Here is a 22,930-nt window from a genome sequence, read left to right on the forward strand (position 1 = left end):
GAATTAACCTCGAACACCAGCCACGGATGGCCGGTTATCGGGCACGATAATGTCGTCTGTCAGATGGTGTTCACGAGCTATGCGCGCAAACTCCGTTTTGTCGATATCGAGCAGCAGGTTAACGCTACCGTCCTCTTGAGTTACTTCCTCCAAAACCGCTAGTGCGGCATACAGCTGTGCCCTGAGTCTACCCTGAGAAGGGGAAACCAGCAGCCAGCCGGACATCCTTGCATTGGAGAGTCGATCGCTGATAGCAGCCAACAGCTCCTGCACCCCTTCGCCTCTGGCTGCAGAAAGCCAGACTGCTTGCGCCATTCCGCTTTCAGCCTGCTCTACGAGCACAGAATGCCCAGAAAGATCAATCTTGTTGAACACCATCAGTTGCGGGACCTTATCCGCTCCGATACCCAACAAGACCTTGTCGACATCGTCTCGACGCTGCTCTCTTTCCGGATCACTGTCGTCTACAATATGCAGTAAAAGATCAGCTTCAAGAGTCTCTGTCAAAGTTGATCGAAATGCGTCCACCAACTCGTGCGGAAGATCCCTTATAAAACCGACAGTATCCGCCAGTACTGCACTGACTCCACCAGCAAGATCAAGTCGCCGCAGTGTCGGGTCCAGCGTGGCGAACATCTGATCTGCAGCATAAACTGTTTCCTGCGTGAGTCGGTTGAATAGCGTGGATTTCCCCGCATTCGTATAACCCACCAGCGCCACAGTTGAAATTCCGGACTTGCCGCGCTTGCTACGCCCCTGTTCGCGCTGCTGACGAACCTTCGTCAGGCGCTTCTTGAGCACTCGCACTCTTTCGTTCAACAGGCGACGATCCGTCTCAAGCTGGGTTTCCCCGGGACCACGCAAACCAATTCCACCCTTCTGTCGCTCCAAGTGGGTCCAGCCACGCACCAGTCTTGTTGACAAATGTACCAACTGGGCGAGTTCGACCTGCAATTTGCCCTCAAAGGTTCTGGCGCGCTGGGCAAAAATATCCAGTATCAGACTATTGCGATCAAGAACCCGGACCTTGAGTTCTTGCTCCAGGTTCCTTTCCTGGCTTGGCGAGAGCGTCTGCCCGAACAAGACCACATCAGCCTCGTGCTCAGCCAGCGCCAACTGGATCTCTTCTATCTTGCCCTTGCCGATAAAATGCCGGGCCGAGGGCTTGGAACGACTGCCTGTGATGAGATCGACGACCGTCAAGCCAGCAGATGTCGCAAGCTCGACAAACTCTGAACGCTCATCATCAACGTCAGAAATAGCTTCACGAGGTCCATGACCTGATCGGGCAGCGGCATTACGCCATTGCGCAATGTCAATATGTACGAGGAGCGCTTTGTCTCCACTATCGGGGCGATCAAACAATCCGGGGCTGACTCCTTAAGCCGCCCTGACTGACGTGCAGAGTGGCCTGGTAAATACTAATCGTCGCCGTCTTCTTCGCCCGGCATGGGTATCTTGACCGGTCGGCTTGGCACCACGGTAGAGATAGCGTGTTTGTATACCATCTGATTGACGGTGTTCTTGAGTAGAACGACGAACTGATCAAACGACTCAATTTGACCTTGCAGCTTGATTCCATTAACAAGATAGATCGATACTGGAATGCGTTCTTTACGCAAGGTATTCAGGAACGGTTCCTGAAGAGACTGCCCTTTCGCCATTTCTTATATCCTTACGGGATGTGCTTTGATCGCGCAGCGGCCCACACAGCAAAACAATTGCAGGCGCCAGCGGTTTGGGAACAGAACCCTGATTGTCGCTTGTAAGACTGCATCATGTCAACGTTGTGTGATGAGTCGCCCGTAATTAGTACGACAGAAATGACCGATTCTGGTGCTGCCGACAGGCCCATTAAGTCTCGGTTCAGTCGCTCAACGGTAATCTGGCCGCATGATTCGACTAAGCGAGACAACACGCTCATGCCCACACATCTTGAATTCACCCGCTCAAAACCGACAAACACACACAGGCAGATACCGCAAACCGCCGGCAGAAACCACATCGTACCCTCTCTCAAACTGACACTGATCGGCCTGCTAGCCCTGCTTCCATGGGCTCCGGCACACGCACAATCACTGATTCCAGCGCCAACAGAAGGCATTTATATCAGCACTGAGCAGTCAACACTGCACGCCGACACACTCGCCTCTGCCCTACCTGACATCGAGCGACAGGATCCGGCCCTCCTTCTTCTACAAGACGCAGCCAGCCCCAAAACCGATCTCCGCAATGCCCTCTGGTTTGATGACGATGCCTGGATCACCGAGCTTGGCACATTGCTCTATAACGATGAAGATCGTGACGGCTACCATTCAAGCATCAGCCTGACCATTGATGCCGATACTGTCAGTAATTACATGGAGGTCTATGTAACCATTGACCTGCAGCGCATACCCGGTACACGCGAACGGTTGCACACCAGTGACAATTTTTCGATCTATCAGAGCTCACTGTCTGACGAATACCAGATCGATTTCGACTTACTGCAAAACTACCCGGCAGGTTTCTACAACCTGTTTATCGAGTTACATGACGCCTATGATCAGAGCGTTCTGGATCGTGTCAGCGCGACGGATTTCAGCAATCTATCCAGGCTACCGCTCGAATCCGAAGACCTGGACTACGTTTACGACCCGGCACCCTATGAACCTCAACACCCACCGGCAAATGACGACGTCTATGCAACCGAGTACGCCGGCAGTGCTGGTTTTCTTACGATACTTTGCCTGACGCTGGTTCTGGGCGTGCGCCGAGGCATGCGCAACTGATCGGATCAAGAGCTCAGCTACTTCAATTCCACTGTGATTGATCTTTATCATAAGAAGCGTTTTCAGGTTGTGCCTGTTAGCACTTATACTGATTCCATCGCTGTGTAGTGCAGCCTGTTTCAGTTAGTTGAGGACGCTAATTCGATGACCACTTATCAAGAGGAATTTCAACGCTCTCTGGACGACCCGGCCGCTTACTGGCTTGAACGGGCAAAAGATGTTCATTGGAGCACCCCGCCAAGCCAGGGCATCGACAGTAGCAGATCGCCACTTAACACCTGGTTTGCGGATGGAGAAATCAACGCCTGCTACAACGCTCTGGATGTCCATGTGGAAAACGGGCGTGGAGATCAGCCTGCGCTGATACACGACAGTCCGGTCAGCAGCTCCCAATCCACACTCAGCTACCGGGAGCTACTCGATCAGGTTGCCTTGTTTGCAGGCGTACTCAAAGCCTCGGGAATCGATCGTGGAGATCGAGTCATGGTCTACATGCCAATGATCCCTCAGGCTGTCATCGCCATTCTGGCCTGCGCTCGAATCGGCGCTGTCCACACCGTGGTTTTCGGCGGCTTCGCGGCCAAAGAACTCGCTATTCGCATTGACGATTGCAGCCCCAAGGTCATCGTCAGTGCCTCCTGTGGAATTGAACCTGGCCGCATCGTCGAGTACGAACCGCTGGTTGCCGAAGCCATGCAACTGGCTTCGAACAAGGTCGATTCGTGCATCGTGTTTCAACGCTCGCAATGCCAATGGCCCATTGTCGAGGGGCGAGACCAGGACTGGGACACTTCAATGGCATCTGCCACCCCCAGTGACTGCGTTCCTCTCAGGAGCACTGAACCTCTTTATATTCTGTACACATCGGGCACCACCGGCTCACCCAAGGGTGTCGTCAAGGATATTGGCGGAACAGTGGTCTCTCTTAAATGGACCATGTCGTCCATCTACAACGTCAAACCAGGAGATGTTTACTGGGCGGCCTCTGATATTGGCTGGGTCGTCGGTCACTCCTATATTATTTATGGCCCTCTGTTTCAGGGTTGCACAACGGTTATGTATGAAGGCAAGCCTGTTGGCACTCCGGATGCCGGTGCATTCTGGCGAGTCATCGAACAGCACAAGGTCAAGGTTCTGTTCACGGCTCCGACAGCCTTCCGCGCCATCAAACGGGTAGACCCGAACGGTGAGATGCTGAAGGACTACGATCTCTCAAGTTTGCAAGCTCTCTACCTGGCTGGTGAGCGTTGTGATCCGGACACCCTGCAATGGGCTCAGGACAAGTTAAAGGTCCCGGTCATTGATCACTGGTGGCAAACGGAAACCGGCTACGCTATTTGCGCCAACTGCCAGGGCATCGAAGCGCTGCCCATTATCGCTGGCTCACCCTCAGTCGCGGTACCAGGTTATGACGTGCAGGTCCTGAACAGTGAAGCTGAACGGATGCCAGCCGGAGAAATAGGCTCCATTGTCGTCAAACTTCCCTTGCCACCAGGCACTTTCATCAACTTGTGGGGCGCTGAAGATCGCTTCAAATCAGCCTATTTCGAACGCTTTCCCGGCTACTACGAAACAGGCGATGCCGGCTTCATCGATGAAAACGGCTACGTGTTTGTCATGGCTCGCACCGATGATGTCATCAATGTAGCTGGACATCGACTCTCCACTGGCGCCATGGAAGAAGCCTTGTCCAACCATCCTGATGTCGCCGAATGCGCTGTCATGGGTGTGCACGATGAACTCAAGGGACAGCTACCTGTAGGGCTTGTCATACTCAACGATGGCTGCACCCGGCCTCATGAAGACATTACCGCAGAGCTGATCAAACAAGTACGCAACAGCATTGGTCCTGTTGCAGCCTTCAAGCTGGTTGCCGTCGTCGACAAACTCCCCAAGACTCGTTCAGGAAAGATTCTGCGCGGCACCCTTCGATCCATCGCCGACTCTACAGATTGGAAGATGCCCGCCACCATCGAAGATCCGACGGTGCTTGAAGACATCACGCAAAGCCTGCGCTCTCTCGGACTTGCCAGGGAACCTGCATGAGCACTATTCACACCCGGCTGGAAGACATGCGTTCAGCAGCGCTTGCCGGTGGTGGAGCCAAACGAGTCGATGCACAACACAACAAGGGCAAGCTAACGGCTCGTGAACGACTCGCGGTCCTGTTCGATCCACATACGTTTCGCGAATGGGACATGTTTGTCGAACATGATTGTCACGATTTCGGCATGCAGGACAACCGTGTACCAGGCGATGGTGTTGTCATTGGCTATGGCCAGATAAACGGTCGCTTGTCTTTTGCATTCAGTCAGGACTTCACGGTTCTGGGCGGCTCCCTGTCAGCTGCACATGCCCGCAAGATCTGCAAGCTCATGGATCATGCGATGAAGGTCAAGGCCCCCGTCATCGGCATCAACGATTCGGGGGGGGCACGCATACAGGAAGGCGTGGCATCTCTTGGAGGCTATGCCGATGTTTTCCAGAGAAACATCATGGCCTCGGGCGTCATACCCCAGATCTCTCTGATCATGGGCCCCTGTGCAGGCGGTGCCGTGTACTCACCAGCCATGACCGATTTCATATTCATGGTCAGAGACACCTCTTATATGTTTGTGACGGGACCAGAAGTAGTCAAAACGGTCACCCACGAAGAAGTCACGCAAGAAGAGCTCGGCGGCGCGGGCACACACACCACCAAGAGCAGTGTGGCGGATGCTGCGTTTGACAACGACCTGGAAGCTTTACTACAAGTACGGCGCTTTCTGCATTTTTTACCTGCCAGCAACCGCGAACCGGCACCTCGCCGTGATACCAGCGATGATCCGGGCCGCTTGATCCCTGCGCTGGACAGTCTGATACCCGACAACGCCAACCTGCCCTACGACATTCGAGAGCTGGTAACACGGGTTTGTGACGAAGAGGATTTTTTCGAAGTTCAGGCCGATTTCGCCGCCAATATCGTAATTGGCCTGGGCCGAATGAACGGTGAAACCGTTGGCTTTGTCGCCAATCAGCCGATGATTCTGGCCGGCTGCCTGGATATCAACGCCAGTCGCAAAGCGGCGCGGTTCGTTCGCTTCTGCGATGCCTTTTCTATTCCGATTGTGACTTTCGTCGACGTTCCGGGCTTTCTGCCAGGGAGCGCCCAGGAGTTCGGTGGCATCATCAAGCACGGCGCCAAACTATTGTTTGCCTATGGTGAAGCAACCGTTCCCAAAATCACGATAATCACGCGCAAGGCCTACGGTGGTGCTTACGATGTCATGTCCTCAAAGCATCTGCGCGGCGATGTCAACTATGCCTACCCGACCGCCGAAATAGCCGTTATGGGTCCCAAAGGTGCGGTCGAAATCATTTTCCGGGCAGATCGGAACGATCCGGAACGAATCGAGGCGCGCACCAGCGAATACCGGGAAAAATTTGCCAACCCCTTCGTCGCAGGCAGGCTGGGCTTTATTGACGATGTCATTCGACCGCATAGCACCCGGGCGCATATTTGCAGGGATCTGGACATGCTGCGCAGTAAGCATGTAGAAAATCCCTGGAAAAAACACGACAACATTCCACTGTGATGAATCCCGTGATCAAGAAAATACTCATCGCCAATCGCGGCGAGATTGCCTGTCGCGTCATTCGTACAGCCAAACGCTTGGGCATAGCCACAGTTGCTGTTTACTCTGACGCTGACGCACAGGCCTTGCATGTGCGTCAGGCAGACGAGGCGGTTCATATCGGCGGCAACGCCTCAGCCGACAGCTATCTTCGCATTGATGCCATTGTGGATGCTGCCAGAAAAACGGGAGCCGACGCCGTGCACCCGGGGTTCGGTTTTCTTTCAGAAAACGCAAAATTCGCCAAAGCACTGCATGATGCCGGCATCATTTTCATAGGTCCTGGCATCAAGGCCATCGAAGTGATGGGCGACAAGATAGAGTCGAAGAAGCTGGCTGACGCCGCCGGCGTGAGCACCGTTCCCGGAAGTCCAGAGGCCATGGAGAACGCCGACCAGGCCTTTGAGGTGGCCAGCCAGATTGGCTGCCCGGTCATGCTCAAGGCCTCCGCTGGTGGTGGTGGCAAGGGGATGCGCGTAGCAAATACGCTTGATGAGGTACGCGACGGCTTCATTGCTGCACAGAACGAAGCCCGCAATGCATTCGGTGACGACCGTGTTTTTGTTGAAAAATTCATCGAGCAACCGCGTCATATCGAGATTCAGCTAATTGCCGACTCACATGGCAATTGCATCTACCTGGCCGAACGTGAATGCTCCATCCAGCGGCGTCATCAGAAAGTGATCGAAGAGGCTCCCTCGTCTTTCATCAATGAAGCGACTCGCAAGGCGATGGGTGAGCAGGCAGTAGCACTGGCGGCCGCGGTTGACTATCAGTCAGCTGGCACCGTTGAGTTCATTGTCGATGCCCAGGCGAATTTCTTTTTCCTCGAAATGAACACCCGATTGCAGGTTGAGCACCCGGTCACCGAGTGTATTACTGGGGTGGACCTGGTCGAATTGATGATACAGGTAGCAGCGGGTCAACCGCTTCCGTTAAGCCAGAGCGATGTCAGGATAAACGGTTGGTCTTTCGAGGCACGTGTCTACGCCGAAAATCCGGACAAAGGCTTTCTACCCTCAACTGGACGTATCACGCACTACTCACCACCGGACACACGAGTGCGTAACAACGGCGCTTACACACGTGTGGATACCGGTGTCGATGCTGGTGGCGAAATCTCCATGTTTTACGATCCGATGATCGCCAAACTGGTGACCTGGGCACCCAGTCGAGAAGAGGCAATTGCACACATGCGCAATGCTATCGATGCCTACCGTATTCGCGGAGTTCAAAGCAATCTGCCTTTTCTGGCAGCCCTCTTCGCTCACCCCGCCCTGCTTGCTGGCGATTTGACTACGCGTTTCATCGAAGATCATTTTCCGGACGGATTCGACAGCCATTCCTTTGAAGGCGATGCATTCGAAGCATTACCACTGGTTGCCGCCTGGATCGAATGGCGTACCCGCCTGCGTGATCGCAAAATCGTCAATGCCCCCAAGGTGGCACGCTCATCCGTCATGGCGGCGCTGGGCCAGGATCAGGAAAGCCTGTCAAACAGCAACCGGGGTTCTGATGAGTCCCTGTCGGTTCTACAGGGTGACAGTCGATACGATATTTCCATGAACAGACTGGTGGGAATCGACACTGACTGGCAACCGGGAGACTGGTTGTTTCATGGCACCGTTGACAAGAAAGTGGTCAGTATCGGCGTGGAGCGGGTCGGTAACTGGTGGCGCCTGAGCCAGGGCGGCTCAACTCGTGACTTCATGGTGCTGGACCCACATGTGGCCGACCTGGCTGACTACATGCCAGAGAAGAAAACAAAGGATATGTCTCGCTTCCTGCTGTCACCCATGCCGGGTTTACTCATGAAAATTCTGGTCAGAGAAGGCGACAAGGTTTCCGCAGGTCAGGATCTGGCCATCATCGAGGCCATGAAAATGGAAAATACACTGACGGCGAGTGTCGGCGGAACGGTCTCGAAGATTGTTGCCGCTACCGGTGATAGCCTTGCGGTTGATGCTGTCATCATCGAATTCGAATAGGACTTGAAATAACATGTTGGGAAACCTGAATCACGTAGCCTTGGTCGTCAGCGATCTGAAGCTGGCCTGTCAGAGTTGGCAGAATTTGCTCGGAGCGACCGTGTCTGAGCCACAGGCCCTGCCAGAACACGGTGTCACTGTTGTGTTCATTGATCTGCCCAACACGCGAATCGAGTTGCTGGAACCATTGGGTGACGGCTCGCCAGTCAGCCGGTTTCTGGAGAAACATACCGGTGGTGGCATGCACCATATCTGCATGAATGTCGAAGATATCCTGCTCGCACGAGATGAGCTGATCGCGAAGGGTGCTCGTATTCTCGGTGATGGCGAACCGCGTATCGGTGCGCACGGCAATCCCGTCCTGTTCATGCACCCTGGCGACTTCCATGGAACGCTGATTGAACTTGAAGAGGTAAAACCGGTCAACTAACGGGTAAGCTTTACAACAGACCCCACCCTCCTGTCCATCCAGCTTTCCCTCAGAATCAAACCAGCAATGCGCACAATCAATACCATCAGCCTGTTGGTTCATGATTACGATGAGGCTATCGACTTCTATATCAACAAGCTGGGCTTTCGCTTACTGGAGGACACCGCCTTTCCCGGCTGCGAGAAACGATGGGTGGTCATCAGTCCCTCCAGCCTGTCGCCAGATCAGGGCAGCAGTGACACCCCCATACATAACGCCGGTGTGCAACTGCTCCTGGCGAAAGCCGGCGACGAAAAGCAGAAACAGGCGGTAGGTAATCAGGCCGGTGGCCGCGTCTTTCTCTTTCTGAATACTGATGATTTCTGGCGTGACCACGCGGCCATGAAAAAAGCCGGCGTAACATTCAACGAAGAGCCACGCGAAGAGCCCTACGGTATCGTTGCCGTTTTTCAGGATCTGTACGGAAATCTCTGGGATCTCATACAAGCTCGCTAGAAGACATACACTGCGGACGCCAGAGTGGCTGCAGTCGCCACGGCAGACTGTTACCCTCTAAACCTCAGACAGAACCCGATCAGTGAACCTGCCTTGCAGGTACCCCCATTTGGCTCATTGGCAACGATGCGTACCGTCGTTAATGCCGCAGCCGACCGATCAACTCAAGATATTGCACGGATTTCAGCATGACACTGTTTTTCATATCGGCCGCGTTGCTGGTCGGGCTTTGCCTGTCATGGTTACTGCTTGGCCTGTTCCGCTCCAACCACTCAGATACCGACCAGGAGGCCGTCAATATCACGCTTGCACGTGAGCGACGAGCCACGCTGGACGAAGCTCTGGCGAACGGCTCCATTGACCAGGCAAGCCATGATTATGAACGTGAGCAACTGGAATATGACCTGGCTTCCGAGCTGAAGCTGGAAACTGACCGGCCCACCACCCGCAAGGGCCATATGGCAGTTGCCATCATTGTTGCCATTTTCGTTCCGGTAGCTGCCGGCGCACTGTATCTGCAACTGGGCAACCCCACGGCAATTCTGCAAGCTGACAACCCACCACAGAGCGTAGCAGCAGCCACCGATCAGGCACCGGCACTGGCAGATCTTCTGCCTCAGCTGGAAGCGCGCCTGGCAGCAGCCCCCGACGATGTGAATGGATGGCGGCTTCTGGGTCGCAGCTATCTGTCGGTCAACGAGTTTTCCCGAGCTCGAGGTGCCTTTGAACGGGCACTGGCGCTGGAAGAAAATGATGTCACGACTCTGGCACAGCTTGCGGAGTCCATTGCCATGACAAAGGATGGCGATTTATCCGGGGAATCACTGACTTACCTGGAACGGGCCAATCTGATCGATCCTGACCATGAACACACTCTTTGGCTGCTGGCAATTGCCCGACAGCAGACCGGCGATCACGAAGGGGCATTGCAAGCCTTTGATCGGCTCGCAGCCATGTCTCAGGACAATGCCGAAGCCATCACCACCATCGACCAGATGCGTGCAAGATCACTCGAAGCCATGGCTGGAGCTACTAGTGCTGTGCCCAGTGAGTCAACAGAGTCAGCTGTAAGCGAGCAATCCGATACTGATCAGACCAGTGCAGAACCCGTTGCCGACACCGTAACGTCGGTGCAAGTGAGTGTCTCTCTAAGTGATGCCGCCAAGGCCCAGGTTAGCGATGACAATGCAGTCTTCATCTACGCCCGTGCGAGTGAGGGCCCACCGATGCCATTGGCAGTCAGTCGCCTCAGCGTTCGTGACTTACCCGCTACAATCACCCTGGACGATTCCATGGCAATGATTCCGAACATGACCTTGTCAGCCTACCCCAGTGTCACAATCGGTGCACGAGTCTCCCCTTCTGGCAACCCACTGTCCCAACCCGGAGACTGGTTCAGCGAGCAAAACAATGTCCTTGTCGATGAAACGGACAGTCTCAATCTGATCATTGATACTCAAACACCCTGACCCCAACAATCACCAGCTGATCTGGGCAACACCTGCCATATTGCAGGCGTTCCAGATCAACTAGCCCGCAATCGAACCTTGAGGAAGCATCGCAAATGCGTGGTATCGGTTTGATGATAGTGGCCATTGGCCTGCTATGCACCATGGATGCAGTAGCAAAGGTACTGATGCATCGCGGCATGCCAGTCATACAGATACTCGCCATGCGCAGCCTGGTCATCATGCCGCTCATTCTGCTGGTATTTGCCACCCAGGGAAAACTTGCAACGCTGCGGCCCACCCGCCCCCTGCTTCATGCCTGTCGAAGCCTGGTCGGATTTATCGCACCGCTCACGTTCTTTCTGGGTATCAGGCATTTGCCACTCACAGATGCCGTGACAGTTTCCTTCTCCTCCATCTTCATGATCACACTGCTGTCCATTGTATTTCTGGGAGAAAAAGTGGGCCTGCCGCGCTGGAGCTCGATCATTGCAGGCTTCATTGGCGTGATCATAGTCATTGGCCCGGAAGGTGGCGGTGAACTGGGTGGTTACCTGCTCATACTCATCGGCAGCGCCGCCTATGCCGTCCTGTTTGTCAGCGGACGTTACCTGTCGTCGACTGAATCAGTGGCGTCTCTGGTATTCAGTTTCAATCTGGGTGTTGGTGTTGTCAGCCTGTTATTACTGCCCTGGTACTGGCAGCCGCAGACGCTGGATCAGTACGGCTTGTTATTGTGCCTGGCCCTACTGGCCGTCTGCGGACATTTTCTGTTGACTCTGGCGTTCAGTATCTCGGAGGCATCATTGATTGCACCGTTCGAATACACAGCCGTATTGTGGGCTTTGGGGTTTGATCTGCTGATCTGGCAAATTGCACCGTCGGCAACAACGAGCATCGGGGCCATCATCATCATTTCAAGCGGGCTGTATATCGTCTACAGAGAGCGACTTCACCAATGATGAGCGGGGTGCTCTGCCTGAAAAATCTTAACCACCCTGGCGGCGCTAACGACAGCGATCCTGACCTCGTGTAAAAAGCCAGGCCCTCAAACGCTACGCGGTGATCCCATCACACGCATCTCATACTCGCGTTGATTTTCCAGCGAAGGAATTTGCTGTCTTGCCGCATCCGATTCTGATAAGTCAATATCCACGACAACCGAGCCTACAGGCTCTTTCAAGTCTGTCACTACGACGCCCCAGGGGTTCGCTATCAGTGAATGGCCATAGGTTTGCCGTCCGTCATCATGCTCGCCGCTCTGCGCTGCAGCCACCACGAAACACCCATTCTCGATAGCCCGTGCTCGCAGCAGCACCTCCCAGTGAGCGGCACCGGTGGGCCGTGTGAATGCCGAGGGCACGAACATCAAACGCGCACCTGCTTTGGCATAATCGCGGTAGAGATGGGGAAACCGGAGGTCATAGCAAACGGACAAACCCATACGCCCCCAGGGCGTTTCAGCAACAACCGCCTCTACGCCAGCCTCATACCCGCTGGATTCCAGATAGCAAGTTCCGTCAGCCAGCCGTACATCAAACAAATGAATCTTGTCGTATCGAGCAACAATCTCGCCCTTATCATCTATCAGGCAAGAACGATTGACTGGCAAATCGCCGTGTCCGAGCACAGGAGAGGAGCCATTGTGTAACCACAAACCGTATCGTGCGGCCTGCTCTCGACATGCAGCCAGATAAGGATCTTCGGCCTCCTGGCAAATGATCTGCCGTGCTGCCGAACGATTTCGATTCATCAATCCGGACGCTTCAGGCAGACAAAGCATATTGCAGCCTGCCTCGGCCGCTTGCGCACACAAGCCCTCCAGAGCAGGGATATTGCCTGTGTGGGTGTTTGTGGAACACATCTGCCCCAGCAGAAGACGCAATCGGTCAGAGGGGCGTTCTTCTACACCGGCTTGCTCATTCATGCGCATCTGAAGCTTATCTGGACAGTCAGCTGCAGGATAAAACCTGACTCATTGTGGATGCAAGCTCTAATTCAAGCTTGCTCCATGCCAGTCGCAATGAGTCAGGTTGCCGTTCATCCAACGTTAATGGCCGATCATCAGCCACGCAGGTCGTCGAAGAATTTCTTCACACCACCCAGCCAGCTATGTGCCTGCGGGCTATGTCGCTGAGCATGATCGCCGCTGATTGCCTCGTGAAACTGCATCAGCAAATCACTCTGATCCTTGTTGAGGTTAATCGGTGTTTCCACACGCACCTTAGCCAGAAGATCACCAACAGCACCGCCACGTACCGGCTTCACACCCTTGCCGCGCAAGCGAAACGTCTTCTCTGTTTGCGTACCTGCTGGAACCTTGAGCTTCACCCGACCGTTCAGAGTAGGCACTTCCAACTCACCACCCACAGCCGCCGTAGCGAAATTGATGGGCACGCTGCACAGCAAATCTGCTCCGTCGCGCTGGAATATCGGGTGTGCCTTGACAACGATTGCAACGTACAGATCGCCAGCCGGACCACCACTATCACTTGCCTCGCCTTCACCGGACAAACGAATCTTGTCACCGGTATCCACGCCAGCAGGAATCTTGACCGACAGCGTCTTCTCTTTCTGAGTACGTCCCTGGCCGCGACACTTCGGACACGGATCGGTAATGACCTTGCCCTTGCCACGACAGGAAGGACAGGTTTGCTGTACAGAAAAGAAACCTTGCTGCATACGGACCTGACCCACACCGTGGCAGGTTGAACAGGTAGAAGGTGACGTTCCTCGCTTGGCACCACTACCGTCACAGACGTCGCAGCCAACCATATTCGGAATCTTTATTTCGGTAGATGTACCGGCAACAGCTTCCTCGAGACTGATCTCAAGGTTGTACTGCAAATCATCACCACGGTACACCCGAGGGCCACCACCACCACGGCGACCACCGCCGAAAATATCACCAAAGACATCACCGAAGATGTCGTTGATATCAGCACCGCCGCCGCCACCAAAGCCGCCGCCGCCAGGCTGATTACTGACTCCCGCATGACCAAACTGGTCATAGGCAGCCCGCTTTTCCTTGTTTTTCAGAATTTCGAAAGCCTCTTTGGCCTCCTTGAATTTCTCAATGGCCCCGTCGTCGTCCGTATTGCGATCGGGGTGGTACTTCATCGCAAGACGCCGGTAGGCTTTTTTCAGTTCTGCTTCGGACACGTCCTTGGAAACGCCCAAAACTTCGTAGTAATCCCGCTGCGCCATGAATTATCGACCTGGTGTAACAATGCACGACTACAAGCAGAAGGCCTGCAGTCTTAGAAAAATACAGATTTGAAGAAGTGACAAGGATAAACGACAAAAAGGTCGAAGGTCGTGATCAGTTGTTTCATCAGTGCTTGCGCACACTCTGAAATGCTCCGAACAGACCTTCGACCTTCCCTGTTTCAAGTCACCCTGGAGCGACCTGAAAGTTTATCAGGAAGCTTTGTCTTCCTTGACTTCCTCGAACTCAGCGTCGACAGCATCATCAGCACCATCTTTGGAAGCTGATGCCTGGCCGCTTTCAGCATTTTCAGCTTCGGCTTCCGCATTCTGCTTGGCATAAGCTCGTTCTGCCAATTTGCCAGTCGCCTCACCCAGAGCTGCTGTCTTGGCATCGATAGCTTCTTCATCTTCACCGGCAATTGCTTCACGCAACTCGGCAATCTTGCCTTCGATGTCAGTCTTCTCAGATTCTTCAACCTGGTCAGCCAGATCTGTCAGAGACTTCTGAGCTGCATGCATCAGCTGCTCGGCCTGGTTACGCTTGTCGATCAGGCTACGCAATTTCGCATCTTCAACAGCATGCTCTTCTGCATCCCGCACCATGGTTTCAATCTCTTCGTCCGACAGACCACTGGAGGCCTTGATGACGACAGACTGCTGCTTACCAGTTGCCTTGTCACGAGCCGATACATTCATGATGCCGTTGGCATCGATATCGAAGATAACTTCGATCTGTGGCACACCTCTGGGCGCAGGAGGAATGTCTGCCAGATCAAATCGACCCAATGATTTGTTCGTATTAGCGATTTCACGCTCGCCTTGCAACACATGCACGGTCACGGCAGTCTGATTGTCATCAGCCGTAGAGAATACTTGCTGTGCCTTGGTAGGAATCGTAGTGTTCTTGTCGATCAGCTTGGTCATGACGCCACCCAGAGTCTCGATACCCAGAGACAGAGGAGTTACATCCAGCAGCAATACGTCCTTGACCTGACCGCCCAGTACACCACCCTGGATTGCCGCGCCAACAGCAACAGCTTCGTCCGGGTTGACATCCTTACGGGGTTCTTTACCGAAGAAGTCCTTGACTGTTTCCTGCACTTTAGGCATACGAGTCTGACCACCGACCATGATGACATCATGGATTTCGGAAGCCGACAGGCCTGCATCCTTCAGAGCAAGCTTGCATGGAGCAACGGTACGTTGAATCAGATCTTCAACCAGTGATTCCAGCTTGGCACGTGTCACCTTGATGTTCAGGTGCTTGGGACCAGAGGCATCTGCCGTTACATAAGGCAGGTTCACATCGGTCTGCTGTGTGCTGGAAAGTTCGATCTTCGCTTTTTCAGCAGCTTCCTTCAGACGCTGCAGAGCCAGTGGATCATTATGCAGATCGATACCGGATTCCTTCTTGAATTCTTCCGAGAGATACTCGATCAAACGGTTGTCGAAATCTTCGCCACCCAGGAAGGTGTCACCGTTGGTAGACAGCACTTCAAACTGGTGCTCGCCATCGACTTCGGCAATTTCAATGATAGAGATATCGAAGGTACCGCCACCCAGATCGTAGACCGCTACCGTTTTGTTACCGCGCTGCTTGTCCATGCCATAGGCAAGGGCTGCTGCGGTCGGCTCGTTGATGATGCGCTTTACTTCCAGACCGGCAATCCGTCCTGCATCTTTGGTTGCCTGGCGCTGGGAGTCATTGAAGTAGGCAGGAACCGTAATTACCGCTTCGGTGACCTTTTCGCCCAGATACTCTTCAGCAGTCTGCTTCATTTTCATCAGGATGCGCGCGGCAACTTCCGGCGGCGCCATACCTTTTCCAGCAGCCTCAACCCAAGCGTCACCGTTGTCCGCCTTGACGATCTTGTAGGGGACCAGCTCGATATCCTTCTGGACGGCTTCTTCTTCAAAGCGACGACCAATCAGTCGCTTGACCGCGTAAAGCGTGTTCTGTGGATTTGTAACAGCCTGACGTTTTGCAGGCTGACCGACGATGACTTCGCCGTCGTCTGCAAATGCGACGATGGACGGAGTTGTACGATCGCCTTCTGCGTTCTCGATTACTCGGGGCTTGCCCCCTTCCATGACCGCGACACACGAATTCGTCGTGCCAAGATCGATTCCGATAATGGTACCCATGATTTTAATCCTTTACTTTTAAATCAGATGTTGAAAAGACAGAACCCTCGAAGAGGCATTCTGTTCGTTGCAAAGATGATGTGGCAGTCATGCTGAAATTCAATAGTTGTCAACCATTTTCTGGCGTCAGACAGCCACTCAAGAGGGCATGAACACTGGCATTGTTGCAGCTTTACGAGGAGTGCGAACGATACCAGTGAACGTGGTTGCCGTATTACTTGGCAACCATGACCAGAGCCGGTCGTACCAGCCGCTCGTTCAGGGTGTAGCCCTTCTGCATGACGGAAGCTACTGTATTGGCAGCCTTGCCTTCGATCTCTTGCATGGACATGGCCTGATGAAATTCAGGGTCGAATTTCTCGTCCACTGGATTCACTTCAAGAATGTTATTTTTCTCAAAAACCTGTGCCAGCATTTTCAGGGTAAGTTCGGCACCCTGCACGATCGATCCTGCATCGGCATCATCAGCCTGCGCTGCAGCCAGTCCCATCTCGAGACTGTCCTTGATAGGCAGCAGATCACTGACGATCCCTTCAAGTGCAAACTTACGCGCCTTGGTTACATCGTTCTGAGCTCGCTTGCGCTGGTTTTCCATCTCGGCCTGCAGACGCACCAGGCGATCCCAGTTTTCCGCAGCACGTCCTTCAGCGTCAACCAACTGTGAACGCAGTTGATCCAGCTCACTCAGCGGCTCTTCTTCCTCGCCCATTCGCTGCTCTCCAAACCCTAAAGGGTCATTTTGAGCATCAGCAGAACCTGCGTCCTGACCGGCACCAGAGGTGTTAGCTCCCTGGGCGGTTTGATCTTCCGACGATGCACGTATGTCCTGCTCATCCACCACGTCATAAGACGCGGCATCAAGCGTTATATCGTCAACGGATTCGTTGCGCGCATTGTCAGACGTTTCAGTCTTGTCTGGCATAATTGGTTAGAAACTCTCTGGGATGATTAAATCGCTTCGCGAATATAGGTGCTAATTACGCATGTTCAAGGCGGCACTGAGTAGTTTGGAGGTGACATCCACTACAGGAATGACTTGTGCGTATGACATGCGCTTGGGGCCAACGACCCCCAGCACTCCCAGAAGTTTACCGTTGATTTCATAAGGTGCGGTCACGACGCTACATTCACCAAGCGCATCATAACCGGACTCGCGTCCAATGAAAATCTGCACACCGTCGGCAGAGACGCAACGCTCCAGCAAATGGAAGATATCGCGTTTTTGCTGAAAAGCATTGAAAAGATCCCGCAGCTTGCTGACATCTCCCAGATCGGCATGCCCCAACAGGTTGCTCTCACCCGCCATCAGCATGCTGTCTTCATTGTCTTCAGCCTCATCGGGTCCGAATACCTGGCCTGCGACATCAATCATGCGCTGCATGGAATTCCCCATATCCTCGCGCGTCCGCTCCAGATCCTTGCGCATACGGTCACGCACTTCTGCCAATGGTCGCCCCAGATACACCTCATTGAGTTCGCGAGCAAATTCGGCCAGCTCATCCTTGCTGTAATTGCGCTGTACGTGAATGATGCGATTCTGTACATCATCATCACTGATGATAAGAATGACCAGAACCCGCTGATCGGAAAGTGGCAGAAACTCTACCTGCTGGAGTGGTTTTTCCTCTCGCCTCGGCACGGTCACCATACCGGCCATTCGCGTAAAGTTCGACAGGTAGTTTGACGCTATCTTGACTAGCGCCTGGTCGTTCAAAGAGGGGTCCAACAACGTGCGAATGTGCTCGATGGTTCCTTTTTCAGGCGGCTTGACATCAAGAAGCTTGTCTACGAAGACCCGAAAGGCTGCCGAAGTAGGTACTCGACCCGATGAGGTGTGCGGGGATTTCAACAGCCCCATATGCTCAAGATCACCCATGACATTTCGTACCGAAGCGGCACTGATGTCGATACCGGGCAGCCTCGATAGCGTCCGGGAACCTACAGGTGTGCCCTGTTCGATGTAATGATCAACAAGCAACTTGAGTATATGCTGCTCTCGTTCGGTGAATTCATACACCGGGTTGGCTGTCATGAAATCTGTTTCATTCCGCAATTAATGCCTTATTGAGTGACAATACAGGTAGCAGGAGTCGTCATTGCACTACCAACAACGATAAACTAAGTCTCATTTCGTTTCCAATCAAGCATTTAATTCTCACAATGCCACGTAAAATCACACAATCCGTTCAAGTTGGCCCAGTGACCGTCGGAGGCGCCGCACCGATTGTGGTCCAGTCGATGACTAATACGGACACCGAGGATGCCATTCGTACTGTCGCACAGATTGCTGATCTGGCGCGCGCAGGTTCAGAACTGGTACGTATTACGGTGAACACCGAGGCTGCTGCCAATGCAGTACCCGAAATCCGCGATCGTCTGCTGAAAATGGATCTGGATGTACCTCTGGTTGGAGATTTCCATTTCAATGGTCATAAACTGCTATCGGCAGTGCCGGATTGCGCAACTGCTTTGGCAAAGTACAGGATAAACCCGGGCAACGTAGGGCGTGGCGCGAAACGCGACGAGCAGTTCGCACAAATGATCGAAATTGCGGCCCGCCATGACAAACCGGTACGAATCGGAGCCAACTGGGGCAGCCTGGACCAGGAGCTACTGGCCCGCCTGCTTGATGAAAATGCTTCAAGAACACATCCCAAACCACTGGAACAGATCAACCGCGAAGCTGTGATCAAATCTGCTCTGGATAGCGCGGCACGCGCCGAAGAGTTGGGCCTGTCCAGAAACAAGATCATCCTGTCATGCAAGATGAGCCGTGTGCAAGACCTGGTACAGGTCTACGAATCTCTGGCCTCTCAGTGTGACTACGCCCTGCATCTGGGCCTGACTGAAGCGGGTATGGGCTCCAAGGGAATCGTGGCCTCAACAGCGGCTCTGGCCATACTTCTGCAACAAGGCATCGGCGATACCATTCGTATCTCACTGACGCCGGAGCCCGGTGGCGATCGCACCAAAGAGGTCGTGGTCGGTCAGGAAATTCTGCAAACCATGGGATTACGCTCCTTCACGCCCATGGTTACCGCCTGCCCCGGGTGTGGTCGAACCAGCAGCACCTATTTCCAGGAGCTTGCCAGTCGTATCCAGACCTATCTGCGGGACAGCATGCCGGGCTGGAAAGCGGACCATCCGGGAGTGGCAGACATGTCTGTTGCCGTCATGGGCTGCGTGGTCAATGGTCCCGGGGAAAGCAAGCATGCCAATATCGGTATCAGCCTGCCAGGCACCGGTGAACGACCGATCGCCCCCGTGTACATTGATGGCGAAAAGGCCATGACACTCAAGGGTGATCATATTGCCGAAGAATTTCAGCAGATCGTCGATGAATACGTACAGACGCACTATCGGGCCGAGAGTGCCTGACGTTCGTATTCCCATCGTCCTCATGTCACGCCGACATCACGGCACATTCAGTTTCCATGCGTCGAACTCATTGGCGCTCAGCCCCAGATGAATCTGCCATGGAACAGGTTCGAATCCGCCACGCCACCTCTGACACCGGGTAAACAGTCGCTGACGCTGCCATTCCGGGGCTCGATGAGCACCATTGAGCCCGTTATAATCATCGGTGCAGGTCTGGCGGGCTGCTGGACTGCACGCTTGCTGGCAGAGCATGGCCTGCCGGTACGATTGATCGATTCTCATCAAGGGGTCGCCCATGCGGCATCGGGCAATCCGGCTGGCATCGTCAAACCCTATGTCACACGAACTCCCTGCCTGGCCATGGACTTCCATGTGGCAGCACACCAATATCTGTTGCAGCAACTTCGCTCAAAACCGGACATTCGCCAATCCAGTGCCAACGAAGCCCTTTTCAATGACATCGGTGTTCTGCAGCTGGTCGAGCAGGCATACCCGGAATCAGCACACTATGGCTCTGTAACCCGGACAGAGGCACAAACTCTGGCAGGCCTTGCAATGATGGGCGGAGCATTGCATTTCAAAAACAGTGGCTGGCTGAATCCGGGCGAACTGTGTCGCAGCCTGGTCAAACATCCGGGTATCACACTATCAACCGGATGCACTATCTCGAGCATCAATCGCATCCAGCTGCCACAACTGAAAAACGGCTGGCAGCTAGTCACAGCCGAGGGCAAGCAGTATCGGGCCGTGCGACTGGTACTGGCCTCTGGCAGTGCGTTGAATGGGTTCCAGCAAACACATGCCCTGCCCATTACCGCTGCACGGGGGCAAATCAGTCGATTCGGGCTGCAAGACGACTCACCACGCCCACAGTGTGTCGTCAACGGCAAGCACTACATCATCCCGGACGGTGACACCGTACTGGTGGGAGCCACGTTCGATCGTGACATTGTCGATGAGCGCGTCAACTTGCAGGATCACACCCGCAACCTGTCGGGACTTCGGCAAACAGCCCCCTCATTACGAGTTCATGACACCGCTCTGGCAGGCTATGCGGGTGTGCGAGCAACAACACCTGATCGTCTGCCCATGGTCGGCCCAGCTCCGGATACAGAACAGATCGCTTCAGTTTATGCGGACCTGAAACATGGCAGGCCGCTGCATGAGCTTCCCGCTCTGCCCTGTCACGAAGGACTGTACGTGCTCGGTGGACTCGGCTCCAGAGGCATTGTCAGTGCGCCACTGGCGGCAAACATACTGACCCAGCTACTGATGCACCTCAGCACGGAGTCATGGAAGCAATGGGCTCCCTTGCTGAATCCCGCTCGATTCCAGATTCGGGATATAAAGCGGGGTAAAGTCAGAACATCATGAATCGAAATGAGACACTAGCTCAAGGCGTTCTGGCTCGTGAACCTGCCATGCTCTCGCAAGCCATCACCTTGGCAGAATCCAACCTGGCAGCTCATAGGGCACAGGCACAAGATATACTGCAACGCCTGCTATCGCGAACCGGCAAAGCCATGCGCATCGGCATCAGCGGTGCTCCGGGGGGCGGCAAGAGCAGGCTCATTGAAGCTTTGGGGCTGCGCCTGATCGAACAGGGACACAGGGTTGCAGTACTGGCTATCGATTCAAGCAGCCAACCTGGCGGCGGCAACACCCCGGATGACAAGACTCGCATGGCGCAATTATCACTGCGCGATGAAGCTTATGTACGCCACTCCCTCACAAGCGGGCATCCTGATAGCGATACACGAGTGAGCCGCGAGTCTTTGCTTCTGTGCGAAGCCGCAGGCTTTGATGTCATCCTGGTCGAGACTGTCGGGGTTGCTCAAACAGAAGCAGGGATATCAAAGATGGTTGATTGCTGTCTGCTACTGGTGTCAGGCGCCGATGATGAGCTGCAGAGTATCGAGAAAGGCATGCTGGAGCTGGCAGATATCGTTGCCGTCAACAAGGCCGACGGCAACACGATCAATGACGCCGGACAAGCCCGAGCGACCTCGACCTGTCAACATGCCTTGTCTCTTCTCCAGCCAGCTTCCAGCTGGAAGCCTGTCGCACTTACCTGCAGTGCAACCACAGGCGATGGCCTGGACGAACTCTGGCAAAACGTTCGCACGCACCGACGACAGATGATTGATACCGGAGAACTGGTGGAGCGACGCGAACAACAGCGTATTAGCTGGACGTGATCAATGGTCAGCCAGCGCTTGCTGTCGTCACTGCGTGAAAAACCCGAACTACAACTCCTGGCACACGATACAGACTCGGCAGTACGTCAACAGAAACTGACCGTCCTGCACGTCGCTAATGCAATACGGGCGGCGTGGCATCCAGACTATCTGATTGCATGGATTTCTCCTGAACCAGAACCCAAGGTGCGGTAACCACGCACCAGAATTCTGGCTCACGAGCCGTCCAGTCACGAGCATCATCATCACTGGCCCGCCTCAGGACCCCACTGTCGAGCCACTTTTTGAGCATCTCGACATCATCACGGGTCAGGCATTCTGCTGTCTCAACGAGGTCGAGCTCCACAGAAACATGAATGACGACGCCGCGTGCAAAATGTCTTACCAGCTCCGACCAGGCAATGATCGCTGTTTCACCATTCAAATCGGATGACAGATTTTCATCGCCAGGCTCAAGGGTGCTTTTCTTGTCGTCGTCATTCATGAGTCAATCACTTCATCTGCTTGATGAATTCATCTGATCGAGCGATCGACTGATTCAGACGCTGAATCAGAACACCAATATCGCCTTCCAGATTACTGTATGTACTTTTAAGTGAGCCTACAGCCTGTGCATTCAGGTTGTGCTTGAGATACAGCACATTATCGTGCAATGAGGCCAGTATTGGCTTCATGCTGGCTTCCGCCTGCTTCATGCTTTTAAGCATTTCCTTGTAACGCGCTTCCGTATCAGCAAGCTTGCTCTCACTGTCACGTCGCAACACCTCATCGTTATAGGTCTTGTTTTCCTTGCGCCACTCAGCAAACAGATCCTTGGCTACCTCTTCCGTTTCCTCGATCTGCTCGCTGACCTCTTCGGCGGCATCCTTGCTGCTTTCGTATTCCTTGTCGAGTCGATCATAGGCTTTCTTGAGATTGGTGTTCTCGATGGTCACGATATTGCCGAATCGCTCCAGAGCATCCTGGAATTCTTCCTGCGCATCTTTTTGAGCATTGCGCGTGTCCTTCACATTGCCCACCAGCAAATCGCGCTTGTGAATTCCGACCTTTTCGAGTGTGTTGTACTTCACTGTTGCACAGCTGGTCAGTAGCACTACAGCTACCACCAACATCGCATTCTTCATGAAACGCATATTCTTCGACTGTCTACAGGGTTTGACATCAATAATATCATGACGGTCCGTTCGCCCGTTCAGTGTTGTCGGACCTACAGATGTTATTCTGGAGCCGTGGATTGAAGAGAAACTGTTGAT

20 protein-coding genes are annotated in these 22,930 nt (G+C 53.9%); 11 read left to right on the top strand and 9 right to left on the bottom strand.

Annotated elements, in window-relative coordinates; all coding sequences use genetic code 11:
• Positions 1-3 precede the first annotated feature (3 nt).
• Together hflX and hfq are read right to left on the bottom strand one after the other, a co-directional pair.
• The gene (gene hflX / locus IMCC3135_RS24790; RefSeq protein WP_088920035.1) at positions 4-1,365 is read right to left on the bottom strand and encodes a ribosome rescue GTPase HflX; all 1,362 of its coding nucleotides are present in this window, start codon (positions 1,363-1,365) and stop codon (positions 4-6) included.
• Between the two features lie 56 nt (positions 1,366-1,421).
• Positions 1,422-1,664: an RNA chaperone Hfq gene (hfq, locus tag IMCC3135_RS24795; protein ID WP_088920036.1), complete on the bottom strand. Its 243-nt coding sequence runs from the start codon at positions 1,662-1,664 to the stop codon at positions 1,422-1,424.
• 258 nt (positions 1,665-1,922) lie between these two features.
• Between hfq and IMCC3135_RS24800 the strand changes: the two genes are divergently transcribed.
• From IMCC3135_RS24800 to IMCC3135_RS24835, 8 genes are all read left to right on the top strand, one after another.
• Complete coding sequence (locus IMCC3135_RS24800; protein ID WP_157736256.1) at positions 1,923-2,771, top strand: choice-of-anchor H family protein; 849 nt, start codon at positions 1,923-1,925, stop codon at positions 2,769-2,771.
• A 144-nt stretch (positions 2,772-2,915) separates the two neighbouring features.
• Positions 2,916-4,817: a propionyl-CoA synthetase gene (locus tag IMCC3135_RS24805; RefSeq protein ID WP_088920038.1), complete on the top strand. Its 1,902-nt coding sequence runs from the start codon at positions 2,916-2,918 to the stop codon at positions 4,815-4,817.
• Positions 4,814-6,346, top strand: a complete 1,533-nt coding sequence (locus tag IMCC3135_RS24810; RefSeq protein ID WP_088920039.1) for an acyl-CoA carboxylase subunit beta — start codon at positions 4,814-4,816, stop codon at positions 6,344-6,346. Before IMCC3135_RS24805 ends, IMCC3135_RS24810 begins: the two co-directional genes overlap by 4 nt.
• 8 nt (positions 6,347-6,354) lie before the next feature.
• Positions 6,355-8,373, top strand: a complete 2,019-nt coding sequence (locus tag IMCC3135_RS24815) for an acetyl-CoA carboxylase biotin carboxylase subunit (RefSeq protein ID WP_088922058.1) — start codon at positions 6,355-6,357, stop codon at positions 8,371-8,373.
• 13 nt (positions 8,374-8,386) lie between these two features.
• Positions 8,387-8,803: a methylmalonyl-CoA epimerase gene (mce, locus tag IMCC3135_RS24820; RefSeq protein WP_088920040.1), complete on the top strand. Its 417-nt coding sequence runs from the start codon at positions 8,387-8,389 to the stop codon at positions 8,801-8,803.
• A 66-nt stretch (positions 8,804-8,869) separates the two neighbouring features.
• Positions 8,870-9,298 carry a VOC family protein gene (locus IMCC3135_RS24825; RefSeq protein WP_088920041.1) on the top strand — a complete coding sequence of 143 codons (429 nt, stop codon included), beginning with the start codon at positions 8,870-8,872 and terminating at the stop codon, positions 9,296-9,298.
• A gap of 188 nt (positions 9,299-9,486) precedes the next feature.
• A complete protein-coding gene (gene ccmI / locus IMCC3135_RS24830; protein WP_088920042.1) occupies positions 9,487-10,767 on the top strand; it encodes a c-type cytochrome biogenesis protein CcmI in 1,281 nt (426 codons plus the stop codon).
• A gap of 95 nt (positions 10,768-10,862) precedes the next feature.
• Positions 10,863-11,708 carry a DMT family transporter gene (locus IMCC3135_RS24835; protein ID WP_088920043.1) on the top strand — a complete coding sequence of 282 codons (846 nt, stop codon included), beginning with the start codon at positions 10,863-10,865 and terminating at the stop codon, positions 11,706-11,708.
• 86 nt (positions 11,709-11,794) lie between these two features.
• Here IMCC3135_RS24835 and IMCC3135_RS24840 read toward each other — a convergent pair whose 3' ends face one another.
• From IMCC3135_RS24840 to hrcA, 5 genes are all read right to left on the bottom strand, one after another.
• Complete coding sequence (locus IMCC3135_RS24840) at positions 11,795-12,673, bottom strand: carbon-nitrogen hydrolase family protein (RefSeq protein WP_205737701.1); 879 nt, start codon at positions 12,671-12,673, stop codon at positions 11,795-11,797.
• Between the two features lie 137 nt (positions 12,674-12,810).
• On the bottom strand, positions 12,811-13,953 hold the full coding sequence (gene dnaJ / locus IMCC3135_RS24845) for a molecular chaperone DnaJ (RefSeq protein ID WP_088920044.1): 1,143 nt from the start codon (positions 13,951-13,953) through the stop codon (positions 12,811-12,813).
• A gap of 213 nt (positions 13,954-14,166) precedes the next feature.
• Positions 14,167-16,101, bottom strand: coding sequence for a molecular chaperone DnaK (gene dnaK, locus IMCC3135_RS24850; protein ID WP_088920045.1), 1,935 nt, complete (start codon positions 16,099-16,101; stop codon positions 14,167-14,169).
• 214 nt (positions 16,102-16,315) lie between these two features.
• Positions 16,316-17,023 (bottom strand): nucleotide exchange factor GrpE, encoded by a 708-nt coding sequence (grpE, locus tag IMCC3135_RS24855; RefSeq protein WP_088920046.1) that lies wholly within the window; start codon positions 17,021-17,023, stop codon positions 16,316-16,318.
• A gap of 51 nt (positions 17,024-17,074) precedes the next feature.
• Entirely contained in the window at positions 17,075-18,133 is a 1,059-nt protein-coding gene (gene hrcA, locus IMCC3135_RS24860) for a heat-inducible transcriptional repressor HrcA (RefSeq protein WP_088920047.1), read from the bottom strand.
• Positions 18,134-18,261: 128 nt separating this feature from the next.
• On the opposite strand from hrcA, the gene ispG reads away from it, so the two are divergent.
• The 3 genes from ispG (at position 18,262) to meaB (ending at position 21,677) form a co-directional block, all read left to right on the top strand.
• Positions 18,262-19,479 (top strand): flavodoxin-dependent (E)-4-hydroxy-3-methylbut-2-enyl-diphosphate synthase, encoded by a 1,218-nt coding sequence (gene ispG / locus IMCC3135_RS24865; protein ID WP_088920048.1) that lies wholly within the window; start codon positions 18,262-18,264, stop codon positions 19,477-19,479.
• A gap of 87 nt (positions 19,480-19,566) precedes the next feature.
• Entirely contained in the window at positions 19,567-20,853 is a 1,287-nt protein-coding gene (gene mnmC1 / locus IMCC3135_RS24870) for an FAD-dependent 5-carboxymethylaminomethyl-2-thiouridine(34) oxidoreductase MnmC1 (protein ID WP_088920049.1), read from the top strand.
• Entirely contained in the window at positions 20,850-21,677 is an 828-nt protein-coding gene (meaB, locus tag IMCC3135_RS24875; protein WP_205737702.1) for a methylmalonyl Co-A mutase-associated GTPase MeaB, read from the top strand. The genes mnmC1 and meaB overlap by 4 nt, the downstream gene beginning before the upstream one ends.
• A 115-nt stretch (positions 21,678-21,792) precedes the next feature.
• Here the strand turns inward: meaB and IMCC3135_RS24880 are convergent, their stop codons facing one another.
• Together IMCC3135_RS24880 and IMCC3135_RS24885 are read right to left on the bottom strand one after the other, a co-directional pair.
• Positions 21,793-22,161 (bottom strand): DUF2288 domain-containing protein, encoded by a 369-nt coding sequence (locus IMCC3135_RS24880; protein WP_088920050.1) that lies wholly within the window; start codon positions 22,159-22,161, stop codon positions 21,793-21,795.
• 7 nt (positions 22,162-22,168) lie between these two features.
• Positions 22,169-22,801: a DUF2959 family protein gene (locus tag IMCC3135_RS24885; protein WP_205737703.1), complete on the bottom strand. Its 633-nt coding sequence runs from the start codon at positions 22,799-22,801 to the stop codon at positions 22,169-22,171.
• Between the last annotated feature and the right edge of the window lie 129 nt (positions 22,802-22,930).

Source organism: Granulosicoccus antarcticus IMCC3135 (genome assembly GCF_002215215.1).
GTDB lineage: Bacteria > Pseudomonadota > Gammaproteobacteria > Granulosicoccales > Granulosicoccaceae > Granulosicoccus > Granulosicoccus antarcticus.

Coding starts and splice junctions, on each gene's coding strand:
- dnaJ (WP_088920044.1), bottom strand. CDS start 13,953: ATGGCGCAGCGGGATTACTACGAAGTTTTGGGCGTTTCCAAGGACGTG.
- IMCC3135_RS24835 (WP_088920043.1), top strand. CDS start 10,863: ATGCGTGGTATCGGTTTGATGATAGTGGCCATTGGCCTGCTATGCACC.
- meaB (WP_205737702.1), top strand. CDS start 20,850: ATGAATCGAAATGAGACACTAGCTCAAGGCGTTCTGGCTCGTGAACCT.
- mce (WP_088920040.1), top strand. CDS start 8,387: ATGTTGGGAAACCTGAATCACGTAGCCTTGGTCGTCAGCGATCTGAAG.
- IMCC3135_RS24825 (WP_088920041.1), top strand. CDS start 8,870: ATGCGCACAATCAATACCATCAGCCTGTTGGTTCATGATTACGATGAG.
- IMCC3135_RS24805 (WP_088920038.1), top strand. CDS start 2,916: ATGACCACTTATCAAGAGGAATTTCAACGCTCTCTGGACGACCCGGCC.
- mnmC1 (WP_088920049.1), top strand. CDS start 19,567: ATGAATCTGCCATGGAACAGGTTCGAATCCGCCACGCCACCTCTGACA.
- IMCC3135_RS24885 (WP_205737703.1), bottom strand. CDS start 22,801: ATGAAGAATGCGATGTTGGTGGTAGCTGTAGTGCTACTGACCAGCTGT.
- ispG (WP_088920048.1), top strand. CDS start 18,262: ATGCCACGTAAAATCACACAATCCGTTCAAGTTGGCCCAGTGACCGTC.
- grpE (WP_088920046.1), bottom strand. CDS start 17,023: ATGCCAGACAAGACTGAAACGTCTGACAATGCGCGCAACGAATCCGTT.
- ccmI (WP_088920042.1), top strand. CDS start 9,487: ATGACACTGTTTTTCATATCGGCCGCGTTGCTGGTCGGGCTTTGCCTG.
- IMCC3135_RS24800 (WP_157736256.1), top strand. CDS start 1,923: ATGCCCACACATCTTGAATTCACCCGCTCAAAACCGACAAACACACAC.
- IMCC3135_RS24810 (WP_088920039.1), top strand. CDS start 4,814: ATGAGCACTATTCACACCCGGCTGGAAGACATGCGTTCAGCAGCGCTT.
- dnaK (WP_088920045.1), bottom strand. CDS start 16,101: ATGGGTACCATTATCGGAATCGATCTTGGCACGACGAATTCGTGTGTC.
- hfq (WP_088920036.1), bottom strand. CDS start 1,664: ATGGCGAAAGGGCAGTCTCTTCAGGAACCGTTCCTGAATACCTTGCGT.
- hrcA (WP_088920047.1), bottom strand. CDS start 18,133: ATGACAGCCAACCCGGTGTATGAATTCACCGAACGAGAGCAGCATATA.
- IMCC3135_RS24880 (WP_088920050.1), bottom strand. CDS start 22,161: ATGAATGACGACGACAAGAAAAGCACCCTTGAGCCTGGCGATGAAAAT.
- IMCC3135_RS24840 (WP_205737701.1), bottom strand. CDS start 12,673: ATGAATGAGCAAGCCGGTGTAGAAGAACGCCCCTCTGACCGATTGCGT.